Annotated in this window: 10 protein-coding genes; 7 read left to right on the top strand and 3 right to left on the bottom strand. The window is 74.3% G+C overall.

All coding sequences use genetic code 11. The features are described 5' to 3' along the window. Positions 1-217: 217 nt before the first annotated feature. Positions 218-2,914 carry a SpoIIE family protein phosphatase gene (locus tag ABZ873_RS24845; protein ID WP_360875878.1) on the top strand — a complete coding sequence of 899 codons (2,697 nt, stop codon included), beginning with the start codon at positions 218-220 and terminating at the stop codon, positions 2,912-2,914. Between the two features lie 18 nt (positions 2,915-2,932). Here the strand turns inward: ABZ873_RS24845 and ABZ873_RS24840 are convergent, their stop codons facing one another. Then, positions 2,933-5,035, bottom strand: a complete 2,103-nt coding sequence (locus ABZ873_RS24840) for a SpoIIE family protein phosphatase (protein WP_360875876.1) — start codon at positions 5,033-5,035, stop codon at positions 2,933-2,935. 305 nt (positions 5,036-5,340) lie between these two features. On the opposite strand from ABZ873_RS24840, the gene ABZ873_RS24835 reads away from it, so the two are divergent. Next, a complete protein-coding gene (locus ABZ873_RS24835) occupies positions 5,341-5,694 on the top strand; it encodes a hypothetical protein (protein WP_360875874.1) in 354 nt (117 codons plus the stop codon). 24 nt (positions 5,695-5,718) lie between these two features. Here ABZ873_RS24835 and ABZ873_RS24830 read toward each other — a convergent pair whose 3' ends face one another. Both ABZ873_RS24830 and ABZ873_RS24825 read right to left on the bottom strand, forming a co-directional pair. Further along, the gene (locus tag ABZ873_RS24830; protein WP_360875872.1) at positions 5,719-7,095 is read right to left on the bottom strand and encodes a pyridoxal-dependent decarboxylase; all 1,377 of its coding nucleotides are present in this window, start codon (positions 7,093-7,095) and stop codon (positions 5,719-5,721) included. A gap of 69 nt (positions 7,096-7,164) precedes the next feature. Further along, positions 7,165-7,692, bottom strand: coding sequence for a flavoprotein (locus ABZ873_RS24825; protein WP_360875870.1), 528 nt, complete (start codon positions 7,690-7,692; stop codon positions 7,165-7,167). 130 nt (positions 7,693-7,822) lie between these two features. Here ABZ873_RS24825 and ABZ873_RS24820 point away from each other — a divergent pair, with 130 nt between their 5' ends. The 5 genes from ABZ873_RS24820 (at position 7,823) to abc-f (ending at position 13,558) form a co-directional block, all read left to right on the top strand. Beyond that, positions 7,823-8,596 (top strand): hypothetical protein, encoded by a 774-nt coding sequence (locus tag ABZ873_RS24820; protein WP_360875868.1) that lies wholly within the window; start codon positions 7,823-7,825, stop codon positions 8,594-8,596. A 397-nt stretch (positions 8,597-8,993) separates the two neighbouring features. Beyond that, positions 8,994-10,304 carry an AMP-binding protein gene (locus ABZ873_RS24815; protein WP_360875866.1) on the top strand — a complete coding sequence of 437 codons (1,311 nt, stop codon included), beginning with the start codon at positions 8,994-8,996 and terminating at the stop codon, positions 10,302-10,304. A gap of 10 nt (positions 10,305-10,314) precedes the next feature. After that, complete coding sequence (locus tag ABZ873_RS24810) at positions 10,315-11,007, top strand: DUF6882 domain-containing protein (protein WP_360875864.1); 693 nt, start codon at positions 10,315-10,317, stop codon at positions 11,005-11,007. A gap of 91 nt (positions 11,008-11,098) precedes the next feature. Then, entirely contained in the window at positions 11,099-11,650 is a 552-nt protein-coding gene (locus ABZ873_RS24805) for a MarR family winged helix-turn-helix transcriptional regulator (RefSeq protein WP_360875862.1), read from the top strand. A 186-nt stretch (positions 11,651-11,836) separates the two neighbouring features. Further along, complete coding sequence (gene abc-f / locus ABZ873_RS24800; protein WP_360875860.1) at positions 11,837-13,558, top strand: ribosomal protection-like ABC-F family protein; 1,722 nt, start codon at positions 11,837-11,839, stop codon at positions 13,556-13,558. Positions 13,559-13,612 lie beyond the last annotated feature (54 nt).

The following is a 13,612-nucleotide window of genomic DNA, read 5'->3' as shown; positions in this document are numbered from 1 at the left end:
GCCGGGCCCAGGACCTGAGCTTCGCCCGGCAGCACCTGCTGCCCTGGATCGGCCGCCGCCTGACGGGCCGCTCCTCGGGCGACGGCACCGGCCGCGTCCGGCGGGCGACGGCGCGTGACACTCCGGACGGACATCGTGCACGCCGGGGGCCGTGACGGCCCGGAGGTGCTACAACTGGGGACGTGACCATTCCTCGCCACCCGTGCCGGGTACGTCGGTGCGGTCACCTCTAGGCAACCGGTTCAAGAGCGTCGCCGGCCAGGTATTCGTCCTCCAGGTGGCGATCGTGGTGTTGCTCGCGGCCGGGGCGCTCCTGGCCCTCGTACTCCAGTCGCGCCACGACATCGACCGCGAGGCACGCAACCGCTCGGTGGCCGTGGCCGAAACCTTCTCCCACCAGCTCGGCCTCCAGGGCGCCCTCAAGACCGACGATCCCTCCGCGGTCCTGCAACCCCTCGCCGAGCAGACGCGCAAGGCCGCCGGGGTCGACTTCATCGTGGTGATGGACACCAACGGCATCCGGTACAGCCATCCGCAGCCCGACCGCATCGGGAAACGATTCGTCGGCACCATCGAGCCCTCCTTGCAGGGCAAGGTCCACACCGAGAGCGTCGAAGGCCCCCTCGGCAAGGAGATCCAGGCCGTGGTGCCCGTCAAGGGCCCCGACGGCAAGGTCGTCGGCCTGGTGTCGGCCGGTCTCACCGTCGAGAACGTCACCGGCGCCCTGGACCGCCAGCTCCCGGTCATCCTCCTCGCCATCGCCACCGGCCTGGCCCTCGCCACCGTCGGCACCGCCCTCATCAGCAGACGCCTGCGCCGCCAGACCCACGGCCTCGGCACGCAGGAGATGACCCGCATGTACGAGCACCACGACGCGGTGCTCCACGCCGTCCGGGAGGGCGTCGTCATCACCGACGGCGAAGGACGCCTCGTCCTCGCCAACGACGAGGCGAAACGACTCCTCGGGCTCCCCGAGGAGGCCGAGGGACACCCCATCGGGGACGTCCCGGGCCTCGACCGGCGGATCGCGGACCTGCTGCTCTCCGCCCGCGAGGCCACCGACCAGGTCCTGGCCAGCGGGGACCGCCTCCTCGTCGTCAACCAGCGGCCCACCCACCCGCACGGCCGCCCCGAGGGAGCCGTGGTCACCATCCGCGACTCCACCGAGATGCAGATCCTCACCACCCGCGCCGAGACCGCCCGCCGCCGCCTCAAGCTGCTCTACGACGCCGGCGGCGACATCGGCACCACCCTCGACGTGGTCCGCACCGCCGAGGAACTGGCCGCCGTCGCCGTGCCCCGCTTCGCCGACTTCGTCACCGTCGACCTCGCCGACCAGGTCGTCGACGGGGACGAGCCCGCCCCCGGCGCCGACATGCGGCGCACCGCCATCAGCGGCATCCGCTCCGACCACCCCCTCTACCCGGTCGGCCGCCTGATCGACTTCCTGCCCTCCACCCCCCAGGCCCGCGGCTACGGCACCGGCCGCGCGGAGCTCGTACCGCACCTGGACGACGCGGCGGGCTGGAAGGCCCAGGACCCGCCGCGCGCCGAGGCCATCGTCGACTACGGCATCCACTCCCTCATCGCGGCCCCGCTCATGGCCCGCGGCGTGGTCCTCGGCGTGGTCAACTTCTGGCGCTCCCAGAAGCAGGAGCCCTTCGACGAGGACGAGCTGTCCCTCGCGGAGGAACTGGTCGCCCGCGCCGCCGTCAGCATGGACAACGCCCGCCGCTACACCCGCGAGCACGCCCTCGCCGTCACCCTCCAGCGCAGCCTGCTGCCCCGCGCCCTGCCCGAGCAGAGCGCCATGGACGTGGCGCACTTCTACCTGCCCGCGCAGTCCGGGGTGGGCGGCGACTGGTTCGACGTGATCCCGCTGCCGGGCAGCCGCGTAGCCCTCGTCGTCGGGGACGTCGTCGGCCACGGGCTGCACGCCGCCGCCACCATGGGCCGGCTGCGCACCGCCGTGCACAACTTCTCCTCCCTGGACCTGCCCCCGGACGAGATCCTGGCCCGCCTGGACGACCTCGTCCAGCGCATCGACCACGACCACAACGGCGACTCCGAGGAGGGCAACGGCGGCGTGCTCGGCGCCACCTGCCTGTACGCCGTCTACGACCCGGTCTCCCAGCGCTGCACCATGGCCCGCGCGGGCCACCTGCCCCCGCTGCTCGTCGCCCCCGACGGCAGCACGGAGATCGTCGAGCTGCCCGCCGGACCCCCGCTGGGCCTCGGCGGCATGCCCTTCGAGACCGCGGAACTGGACCTGGCCGAGGGCAGCCAGCTCGTCCTGTACACCGACGGGCTGGTGGAGGAGCGCACCCGGGACATCAGCGAGGGCCTGGAACTGCTGCGCGCCGCGCTCAGCCATCCCGACCGGGACCCGCACGACAGCTGCCGGGCCGTCCTCGACATGCTGCTCCCGGCCCGCCCCACCGACGACGTGGCCCTCCTGATCGCCCGGACCCGGACCCTCGGAGCGGACCGGGTCGCGCAGTGGGACGTGCCGTTCGAGCCGAGCGCCGTCGGCGCCATGCGCAGCGTCGCCGCGAAGAAGCTGGACGAGTGGGGCCTGTCCGAGCTGGGCTTCGCCACCGAGCTGATCCTCAGCGAGCTGATCACCAACGCCCTGCGGCACGGCAGCGAGCCCGTCCGGGTCCGCCTGCTCCGCGACCACAACCTGACCTGCGAGGTCTGGGACGGCAGCAGCACCGCCCCCCACCTGCGCTACGCCGCCACCACCGACGAGGGCGGCCGCGGCCTCTTCCTCGTCGCGCAGCTCAGCGAGCACTGGGGCACCCGCTACACGCCCGAGGGAAAGGTCATCTGGGCGGAGCTCAGCCTCCCGGGAGAAGCGGGCGGCGGCCCCGAAGCGGCCCTCTCCGCCTTCTTGGACGTGGACCCCCTCTGACCCCCGGCCCGCCGGGGCTCAGACAGGTGTCGGGCCCATCGGCGGGAGGCGGGAGTCCGTGCCGATGCGGGCCGTGAGCAGGGCGATGTCGTCGTCCGCCGAGGCCGGGACCAGATGCGTGATGAGGGTGTCGCACAGCTGGTCCAGCGGCTGGAGCGGTTCGGTGAGCAGGCCCGTCAGCTCACTCAGCCGTTCGTCGATGTCGCGGGTACGGGCCTCGATCAGGCCGTCCGTGTACAGCACCAGGAGGCTGCCCGGCGGGAGGGTGATCTCGGTGGTGGTGAAGGTGATCCCGCCGACCCCCAGCGGGACCCCGGGCGGCGTCCCCACCAGGTAGACCGTGCCGTCCGGCTCGGCCACCGCGGGCGGCGGATGTCCGGCGCGGGTGACGGAGCACTGCCCGGTGGCGGGGTCGCAGACCACGTACAGGAACGTGGCGAGCATCGGCTCCGCCAGGTCCGCGAGGGCCGCCTCCAGCTGGAGGAGCAGCGCCGCCGGAGGCATGTCCAGGCGGGCCAGGGCGCGGACGGTCGCGGAGAGCCGGCCCATCACCGCGGCGGCGGCGATGCCGTGCCCCATCACGTCGCCCATCAGCAGCGCGGCCCGGCCCCCGCTGAGCGGCAGGACGTCGTACCAGTCCCCGCCGACCTCGTTCACATCGCTCGCGGGCAGATAGCGGTGCGCGATCTCGATGCCGGGCGGCGGGGTGACGTGCTGGGGCAGCATGCTCCGCTGGAGGACCACCGCGGTCTCGTGCTCGTGGTGGTAGAGGCGCGCGTTGTCGATGCTCAGCGCGGCGCGCGCGGCCAGCTCGCTCGCCAGCGTGACATCGTCCGACCCGAAGGGGCCGTGCGGCCGGGAGCGGTAGAAGGCCGCCACACCGAGTACGAGACCGCGCGCGATCAGCGGCACCATCAGGAACGAGTGCACGCCGATGTCGACCAGCTGCGCGGGCTTGGGGGAGTGCCGGGCCGCGGAGGCCACGGACTGCGCGTCGAGATGCGCGATCAGATAGGGCTGGCGCGCCGCGAGGGCCTGGGTGTAGGGCGCCGCCGAGGGGAAGGTCAGGGTCCGGCCCAGCGGCGCCAGGAGCTGGGTCACCGCCGAACCGGTCAGCGGGGCCTTGCCCAGCCGCCGTAGCGCCACCCCGCCGGTCAGGCCGAGGCCCGGCTCGTTGCCCCGGGCCAGCGAATCCAGCACGTCCACGGTCACCGCGCTCGCCAGATGCGGAACGGCCAGGTCGGCCAGCTCCTGCGCGGTGCGCTCCAGGTCGAGGCTGGCCCCGATCCGCGAGCTGGCCTCGTTCAGCAGCGCCAGCCGCCGCCGCCCGGCCTCGGCCTCGGTGTGGTCGCGTTCCTGCGCGGTGACGTCGAGGAGGGAGGCGATCACCCCGATCGGCCGGCCGCCCGGGTCCTCCACCCGTACGTAGGAGCAGGCCCACACCCGGTCGTGATCCGGGTCGGCGGGCGTACGGCCGGTCCGGCGCCGGTCGAGCACCGGCTCACCGGTGTCCAGGACCTGGCGCATGGCCTCCTCCATCTCGCCCGCGTTGACCTCCGGCAGCAGCTCCGCGAGCCGCCGCCCCACGTGGGCCGACTCCGCCAGGCCGTTCATCGCCTCCAGCGCCGGATTGACCTGGAGGAAGCGCAGCTGCGTATCGAGGATCGCGATGCCCACGGGCGACCGGGCGAACAGCCCGTCCCAGACGGCGGAGGAGCCGCGGATGCGGCGGGCCGCGTGCGCGTCCGCGGCGAAGACCAGCACGGCCGAGGCGCCGTGCCGCCGGTCGGGTACGGGGCAGGCCCAGATCTCCAGCTCCAGCGGATGGCCGCCCCGGTGCCAGGCGGTCACCGTCCCCATCACCCCGTGGCCCGACGCGGCCGTCTCCCACAGGGTCCGGCCGAGGCTGCGGTCGGCCCCGGGGTGGAGGAGGTCGGCGATATGACGCCCCAGGACCTCGGGCGGGGAGTAGCCGAGGAGTTCCTGCGCGCCCTGGTTCCAGCGGACGATCGCCCCCTCGCCGCTGGTGGCCGCGAGGGCCACGGGCAGGGCGCCCAGCCAGCCGCCGGCGTCCGCGGCGGCGCCGATGACCAGGTCCTCCAGGGGCATCTCGTCAGGCATCCCGCACCCGCTCCTTCCGGGCGGTCCCGGCTTCGTGGCGCGGCGGCACCGGACAGCGGCGCAGGCCCTGTCCGCCGCCCGCCCGGTGCGGCCCGCGTCTGCGTTTCGTCATCACCTTCATGGTCGCGCGGACCGCCCCCGCCCGCCGTGCGGGACCCGCCGGGTTCACCCTCGGCGCGCCCGCCCGGTACGGCCCCGCGCGGCCCGCGGTTCATCCGGTCGGCCGAGCACAGCGGGCCCCCCACGCCGGGGCGGGCCACGCTGTGGGCAAGGACCGACACCACCGCACAGACGAGGACCGCACCATGTCCCACAGGCGACGTATCGGCATCATCGCGGGGGCCGCAGCGCTGCTGCTCAGCGCCACCGCTTGCTCGGGTCTGGGTCGGACCACGGTCGGCCAGCTCAGCTTCCGGGGCCACGACTCGCCGGTCGAGATCAGCTACAACAACACCATCGTCACCGGCTGCCACCGGATCGCCATCCCGGACGGGGCCACGCATGTGGAGAACAACACGCTGGTGGACGTGATCCTCTACGAGAACTTCGACTGCAGGCAGTCCCAGGAACCGAACAACGAGATCTACGTGGCCACCACGCTGTCGAACGTGACGGCGCCCAGGAGCCGGCCCTGGCGGAGTTTCAGCGTGGTGCACTGAGAGGCGGGTCGCTGGGCGCGCGGCCTAGCGCGCCGTCGCATCCGCCGCGCGGCGGATGGCGTCCAGCGCGCGGGCGACGTCGGTGTCGGTCGTCGACCAGTTGCTCACCGAGATGCGAATGACGCGCCGGCCCCGCCAGGTGGAGCCGCTGATCCACGCCGTCCCGTCCTCCAGCACCCGGGCGAGCACGCGCTCGGTGCGCGCGTCGTCGCCGAAGTCGGCGCAGACCTGCGTGAACACCACGTCGTTGAGCACCCGCGCGCCGTCGATGCCGGCAACTCCGTCGGCGAAGGCGCGGGCATGCCGGCAGAGCCGGTCCACGAGATCGGCCACCCCGGACCGGCCGAAGGAGCGCAGGGCCGCCCAGACGGGGAAGGCCCGGCCGCGCCGCGAGAGTTCGGGGACCTTGTCCACCGGATCGCCCCGCTCGTGCTGGATGAGGTAGTCGCCGCGCAGGCCCATCGCCGCCCGCAGGGCCGAGGGGTCCCGTACGAGGGCGAGACCGCAGTCGTAGGGGACGTTGAGGGTCTTGTGCGCGTCCGTGGCCCAGGAGTCGGCGGCGGAGCAGCCCTGCGTGAGGTGCGCGTGGCGGGGGGAGGCGGCCGCCCAGAGGCCGAAGGCCCCGTCGACATGCACCCACGCCTCCGCCTCGCGCGCGGCCTGGACCGTCTCGGGGAAGGGGTCGAAGGCGCCGGTGTGGATGTCCCCGGCCTGGAGCACCACGAGGGTGGGACGGCGGGTGTCCGCCCGGTCCAGGGCCCGCCGGAGAGCCGGCGGCCGTATGCGTCCCTGGCTGTCGGACTCGACCACCTCCGGTGCGCCGAGTCCCAGATAGCGCAGGGCCAGGTCGACGGCCATATGGCGGTCGGCGCCGACCAGGACGCGGACGGCGGGCCCGCCGGCGAGTCCGTCACGGGCGACGTCCCAGTGCGCGCGCCGCAGGACGGTGTCCCGGGCGGCGGCGAGGCAGGTGAAGTTCGCCATCGTCGCGCCGGTGGTGAAGCCGACGGCGCTGCCGGGCGGCAGCCCGAGCAGATCCAGCAGCCAGGCGCCCGCGATCTCCTCCGCCGCCGTGCAGGCGGGGGAAGCGGCGCGCATCACGCAGTTCTGGTCCCAGGCGCTGACCAGCCAGTCGGCGGCCAGCGCGGCCGGTTCGGTGCCGCCGACCACGAATCCGTAGAAGCGGCCGCTGGGGAAGGCGGTCAGCCCGGGCTCGCAGGCCGTGGCCAGCAGGTCCACGACATCGGCGGGCTCGCTCGGGGCGTCGGGTAGCTCGGCGCCGAGCGCGCGCACGGTCTCGTCGACCGATGCGCGTGCGGGAATCCGGCGGTCGGGCAGGCTCGCCAGCCAGCGGAGGGCATGCTCGTGCGCCCGTCGGAGCGCGGCCTCGCGCGCGTCCATACCTCGGACTATGGTTCAGCGGCCGCCGCCCCGCAAACCGCGGCCGTTCCTCTTCGGTCGTGTGCCCGGTCAGATCTGGACCGCGCTGCGGTCGAGGGAGTCGAGGGCCGCGCCCCACGGGAAGGGGGCCGGGGTCTCGGTGGGGGTGTTGTCGTACTGGAGCAGCTGGACGCCCGCGTTGCGGAGGGTGGCGAGGGAGATCTCGTACTGAGGGTGGGCGGCGAGCGCGGAGTTGGCGCAGGCGACGGCGGTGGCGGGGGTGCCGTTGCCGAGGGATTCGGCGGCGAGCCCGACGGTGAGGCGGTCGGTGAGGCCGAGGGCCCAGGCGTTGACGGTGTTGAAGGTGGCGGGCGCGTAGAGCAGGGCGTCGGGCGCGGGCCAGAGGTCCGGCTCGCCGGGGAGCCGGTACTGCCAGCGGACGGCGTGCCCGGTGAGGACGGCGAGCCCGTCGAGGCTTTCGGCCAGCCAGTGGGCGGCGGTGGGGGTGAGCCCGAGGCATACGTCCCAGCCGCGGGCCTGCGCGTCCTCGATGACGGCGGCGACGTCGAAGACGGGTGGGGCGGCGGAGCAGAGCAGGTAGAGGGATTTCGTGGTCATGCGGCATTATGATCATATTGATCAACCTCAACCATGGTTGAGGCGGTCCGGTCAGGCCGGTCGGGCCGGTCGGGCCGGTCCGTCGGCTACGCGCTCTGCGCTCTGCGCCCCGGTGATGGACAGTGGTGCTGTGGTCGATGTCGACGCGGTGACGAGCGAGCTGTACGGGCTGCGGCCCGAAGAGTTCACGGCCGCCCGCGACGCCCGGGCCGCCGAGGCCCGCGCGGCGGGCGAACGCGCGCAGGCCAAGCGCATCGCGGCCCTGCGCAGGCCGACGCTGGCGGTGTGGGCCGCGAACCTCCTGGCCCGCGCCGAGCAGGACCAGGCGCGGCGGCTGCTGGAACTGGGCGAGGGCCTGCGCGAGGCCCACCGCACGCTGGCGGGCGAGGAACTGCGCACGCTGTCGCACCAGCAGCACGTGGTGGTCGCGGCGATGGCCCGCGAGGCGTGCCGGCTGGCCGGGGAGGCGGGCCGCGCGCTTTCGGAGAGCGTCCGGCACGAGGTGGAACAGATCCTCCGCACCGTCCTGGCCGACCCGGCAACAGCCACCACCTGGATCCACGGCACCCTCACGGAACCACCTCCACCCACAGGCTTCGCAGTCCCGGAACCACCGCCGGGCACGCGCAAGCCCGATCCCCCCGACGCGGGGGCGGCGGCCCGCGCAGCGGAAGAAGCCCTGGCCCTGGCCGAAGCGGAACGCACCCGAACCCGCGCGGCCCTGAAAGCGGCCGACACAGAAATAGCCACCCTCCGGTCCCGCCTGACCGAGGCGGAAGGGGCCCGCGCCCTCCTAGCGGAAGCGGCAGAAGCAGCGGAAACGGCCCATGCCCAGGCCACAGCAGCGTTGAAACGGCCCGACGCGCCCCCTCGAACCACCCCGGCACCGAACCAAGCGGCATAACGCGCCCAGCCGCCGCGCCGGCATCGGCTCCCCGAGGTCGACGCAGCCGGGAAGACGGGAGCGCTGGCCGAGTGGACGGCCTCGCGCCGCATCGTCCGGGCAGCTCGGGGTGGCCTGACGGCGCGGGGCGCCCGATTCCTGGGACGTCTGACGAAGTGCGTGCACGTGACGGCCCGGTCCTCCAGTGGCGCGAAGCCTTCCAGGTAACCGTGCGGGCGGCGGACCGGGCGTCGTCACCGCCCCGCACCGGGTCAAGTCGCGGCGGGAGTTGGAGGTTTTGCCCAGTGGGGGAGTTGGGCGTCGGTGGGTCGGTGGGTTGTTCCGTGGGGTGGCCGGGGCGTGGAATGCCAGGGTCAAGGCGGCGCGGTTGCGCCGGGGTACGTACAGGAAGAGGCGCATGGGACCCCTGCTCGGCGGCTGTACCCCCTGGCCCCAGGAGTTCGTCGACCGTTACTGGGCCGCCGGGCACTGGCGCGGCAACACGCTCGACAACCTCCTCCGGGAGTGGGCCCAGCGGTACGGCCCGCGGACCGCCCTCGTGCACGGCGCCACCCGCGTCACCTACGCTCATCTCAACCGCCGCGTGGACCGCATGGCCGCCGGATTCCGGCTGCGCGGGCTGAGTCCCGGCCTGCGGGTGGTCGTGCAGTTGCCGAACGTTCCCGAGTTCGTTGTGACCCTGTTCGCGCTCATGCGGGCCGGTGTCGTTCCTGTGCTGTGTCCGGTCAGCCGGTCCGTCGCCGACCTGCCCGAGATCGTCCGCCTCACCCAGGCCGTCGGCTACGTCGGCCCCGCGGCCCACCACGGCGTCGACCACACCGCCGTGGCCGCCGACATCGCGGCGCGGTGGCCCTTCCTGCGGCGGGTGTTCACCCTGCCCGCGCCGGGGGACTCCTCCCCGTACGGCGGGCTCACCACCGACTCGGCGGGCTGCCAGTACGCCGAGCTCGGCACCGTCGACGCCGCGCCCGGCCCGTCGCTCGCGCAGAGCGCCGACCAGGTCGCCTTCCTGCTGCTCGCGGAGGCGCCCGGCGCGCCCCGGCTGGTGCCCCGTACCCACAACGACTACGCCTACCAGGCGCGGGCCGCCGCCGAGGCGGTGTCGCTCACCCAGGACGACGTGTACCTCACCGCGCTGCCCGCCGGAAGCAACCTCGCCCTCGGCGGCCCCGGCATCATCGGCACGCTGGCGGTGGGTGGGACTGTCGTGCTTGCCGAGGATGTGGGAACTCCCGACTGGCTGGCCGCCGTTGAGAGGGAGGGTGTGACCGTCGCCTCGCCCGGGTCGGATGCCGGCTGCGCTGGGTTCGAGCCCGGTGCCGCAAGCCTGCGGCTCGTACAGGTCCCCGGCCACGCCGTGCCCGCACCCGCCCCGGACCATCGGCTCCAGCAGGTCTTCGGCGGGCCCGAAGGGCCGCTGCTCCTTGCCCCGCCCGGCGCCCCGGCCCAGCCCCTCTCGCCCGACGACGAGTTCCGCGTCGTCGACGAGGAGGGTAAGGACGTGCCCGACGGAAGCCCCGGGCGGCTCCTCGCCCGCGGCCCCTGCACGCCCCGCGGCTACTACCGGGCCCCCGAGGCCGAGGCAGCCTTCACCCCCTCCGGCTGGTTCCGTACGGGCCTCCGCGCGCGCCGCATGCCCGGCGGCGGGTTGCTGGTGTGCGGGTCCGTCGGGGAGGGTGGGGGAGGGGAGGAGCGCTGGGCCACGTAGGGTCATGGGCATGATCATGATGACGGAGTTCAGTGACGCCTTCCTCCAGGAGGCCGAGCGGCACGCCGCCTGGGGCGCCGCCCAGCTCGACACCCTCACCGGGTTCATCCCCGAGGGCCCCTGGACCGCCGACCTCCCGGCCTGCCTCTACCGGCAGGGCGGGCTCGAACTGCGGATCGCCGTACTCGGCACGTACGACCTGGACGAGCAGTCCTGGATGTGGGGCTGGGCCAACCCCGGCCTGCGCGGCACCGAGGCCGTCGCGCTCACCGCCGCGATCGAGCGCTACGGGCGCGAAAACGGCATCCGCGAGTTCACCGAGGAGGCGCTGGACCTCTCCGGCTTCGACGACCCCCGGCGGGCCGCCGAGACCCTGGCCTTCGCGGGCATGGGCGTGGCGGAGGCGCCCGGATACCTCGGCCTCCAGGCCGGACCGGGCACCCAGGTGTACTTCCTGCCGGACGACCCGCAGGTTCCGCGGGCGACTGTCGACGCGGTCGCGCTGCCGCGCGAACTCCTCACGGGCGCTGGGCTGTTCGGCCGTTCCGCGCGGCGGGTGGTGAGCGGATACCTCGATCACCACGGCCTGCCGGTACGGGAGGAGGGCGACCGCATGCTCGCCCAACTGCCCGGCGGCAGCACGGCGGAGATCGAGTTCGACGCGTCCGACCGCATCGCCGGTGTCCGTGTGTCGGCCGTCTGAGCGCAGCCCCAGCAGGTCCCCCGGGCCCGCCCGACCCACGCCCCAGTGCAGGCGAACGGCCGGTCGGCGGAAGGGGGGTAGCGTCGTGATCATGGAAAGACCGACCCGCCCCACCGCCGACCAGGCCCCCGCCGACCCCACCGCCCCCGACGACCTGCTGGCCTCCCAGCCCGTCGGGTACTGGACCGGCCTGGCCCACGCGGCCGTCACCCGCCAACTGCGCGATGCCATGGCCAGGATCGACGTCACACAGCCCCAGTACTGGGTCCTCAACCGCGTCAACGGCAGCAACGGCGGCAATGGCAGCTACGCCAGCCCCTCCGCGCCGCCGACCCGTGAGGAAGTCGCCGCCGAGCTGACCCCCCTGGCGGACGGCCCGCATGAAATCGGCCGTGTCGTGGACCAGTTGCTGCACCGCGGCTGGCTGTCGGCGGACGACACCGGACGCCTGGGGCTCACCGGACCGGGGGAGGCCGCCCGCCTCCGGCTGCGGGCGCTGGTGACCGAGATGCGCGCGGTGGTGCACCAGGGGATCAGCGACGAGGAGTACGCCTCCACCCTCAAGGTGCTGCGCAGGATGATCGCCAACGTCGAGGCGGCTCCCGGCGCGCCCCACGGTCCGTTCGCCGGCGCGCCCTCCTGATCCGCCACCGGCCCGCGGACGAAATCCAGAAGACGAGACGGTTCGGTCCGCAGTAGCCTGGTCCCATGCGTGTCCCCCACCTGTTCCCCTGAGCCCGGAGCGACCGGACGGGAGCGGCCCCCGCCGCCCCGCCCGGCGCTGCCCCGCGCCCGGAAGCAGACCACGCATCCACCCCCAGGACCCCACATGCGCCCCACCAGTTCCACCGGACCGACCGGACCGGCCGGACCGGCCAGCCCCACCGGCCCCACCGGCCAGGCCAAAACAACCGCCCCCGTCTCTCAGCTCGCCCTCAGCGCCGTCACCAAGACCTACGGCGACCGCGTGGTCCTGGACCAGGTCTCCTTCACCCTCCGCCCCGGCGAGAGAGCCGCCGTGATCGGCGAGAACGGCTCCGGCAAATCCACCCTCCTGCGCCTGATCGCCGGCACCGAAGCACCCGACCACGGCCGCGTCACCCTCGCCTTCCCCGGCGGCACCGGCCACCTCGCGCAGACCCTCGGACTCGGCCCCCGGCGCACCGTCCAGGACGCCGTCGACCGGGCCCTGCACGAGCTGCGGACCCTCGAAGCCCGGATCCACGCCGCCGAGAGCACCCTCGCCGACGCCGGTCCCGCCGAGCTCGATGCCTACGGGGACCTCCTCACCGCCTTCGAAGCCCGCGACGGCTGGACCGCCGACGCCCGCACCGACGCCGCCCTCCACGGCCTCGGCATCGGCCGTATCGGCCGCGACCGCCCCCTCGGCTCCCTCTCCGGCGGCGAACAGTCCCGGCTCGCGCTGGCCTGCGTACTCGGCGCCGCACCCGAGCTGCTGCTCCTCGACGAACCGACCAACCACCTCGACGCCCCCGCCGTGTCCTGGCTCGCGGACCGGCTGCGTGCCCACCGGGGCACGCTCCTCGTCGTCACCCACGACCGGGACTTCCTCGACGCCGTGGCCACCACCGTGCTGGAGGTGGACCGCGACCTGCGCACCGTCACCCGCTACGGAGACGGCTGGGCGGGCTACCGCGCCGCCCGGGCCGCGGCCCGCCGCGCCGAGGAGCAGAACCACCGCGCGTACGTCGACACCCTCGCCCGTACCCGGCAGCTCGTCGATGCCGCCGGACAGCGGCTAGCCGTCACCGGCAAGGACCCGCGCGAGGGCTTCGGCAAACACCGCCGCTCCCACGAGGCCAAGCTCTCCGGCCAGGTCAGGGCCGCCCGTCGGCACCTCGACCAGCTGCTCCGGGAGCCGGTCACGGCGCCGCCCGAGCCGCTGCGCTTCGCCACGCGGATCGACCAGGACACCGCCGCCCTCCCCGAGGACACCCCGTACGTCGCCGAGCTCGCCGGCATTACCGTCGACGGCCGGCTCTCCCTCCCGGAACTGTCCATCGGCCCGGGGGCGCGTCTGCTGGTCTCCGGCCCGAACGGGGCCGGGAAGTCGACGCTGCTGCGCGTGCTCGCGGGTGACCTCGCGCCCGACCGGGGCACCGTGCGGCACCACACCTCGGTCGGCTACCTCCCGCAGGAGATCGCCCCGCACCCGGGCCGCCGCCCCCTCCTGCACGCCTTCGCGGCCGGGCGCCCCGGCGATCCGGAGGAGCACGCGGGGGAGCTGCTGGGCCTCGGTCTCTTCCGCGAGGAGGATCTGCACGTGCCCGTCGCGGCCCTCTCGGTCGGCCAGCGCCGGCGCCTGGAGATCGCCCGGCTGGTGACGCGCCCGGCGGGACTGCTCGTCCTGGACGAGCCGACGAACCACCTGGCACCCGCCCTGGTCGAGGAGCTGGAGGAGGCCCTGACCGCCTTCGGCGGCGCGGTGGTGGCCGTCTCGCACGACGACCGCTTCCGCGCCTCCTTCACCGGGCCCCGGCTCGAACTGTGCGCGGGCGCGACGGTGGGGGAGGCGGTGGTGCGGGCTTAGCCGGGGCTGGCGGCTGGGGGACGGGGCCAAGGCCGGCGGCGGCGGCGGGTGGTT

Source organism: Streptomyces sp. NPDC047014 (genome assembly GCF_040644195.1).
GTDB lineage: Bacteria > Actinomycetota > Actinomycetes > Streptomycetales > Streptomycetaceae > Streptomyces.
This window is presented reverse-complemented; position numbering and strand designations above follow the sequence as displayed.

Excerpts from the sequence above, each read along its gene's own strand:
- ABZ873_RS24815 (WP_360875866.1), top strand. The coding sequence starts at position 8,994 with ATGGGACCCCTGCTCGGCGGCTGTACCCCCTGGCCCCAGGAGTTCGTC.
- abc-f (WP_360875860.1), top strand. The coding sequence starts at position 11,837 with ATGCGCCCCACCAGTTCCACCGGACCGACCGGACCGGCCGGACCGGCC.
- ABZ873_RS24825 (WP_360875870.1), bottom strand. The coding sequence starts at position 7,692 with ATGACCACGAAATCCCTCTACCTGCTCTGCTCCGCCGCCCCACCCGTC.
- ABZ873_RS24835 (WP_360875874.1), top strand. The coding sequence starts at position 5,341 with ATGTCCCACAGGCGACGTATCGGCATCATCGCGGGGGCCGCAGCGCTG.
- ABZ873_RS24810 (WP_360875864.1), top strand. The coding sequence starts at position 10,315 with ATGATCATGATGACGGAGTTCAGTGACGCCTTCCTCCAGGAGGCCGAG.
- ABZ873_RS24805 (WP_360875862.1), top strand. The coding sequence starts at position 11,099 with ATGGAAAGACCGACCCGCCCCACCGCCGACCAGGCCCCCGCCGACCCC.
- ABZ873_RS24840 (WP_360875876.1), bottom strand. The coding sequence starts at position 5,035 with ATGCCTGACGAGATGCCCCTGGAGGACCTGGTCATCGGCGCCGCCGCG.
- ABZ873_RS24830 (WP_360875872.1), bottom strand. The coding sequence starts at position 7,095 with ATGGACGCGCGCGAGGCCGCGCTCCGACGGGCGCACGAGCATGCCCTC.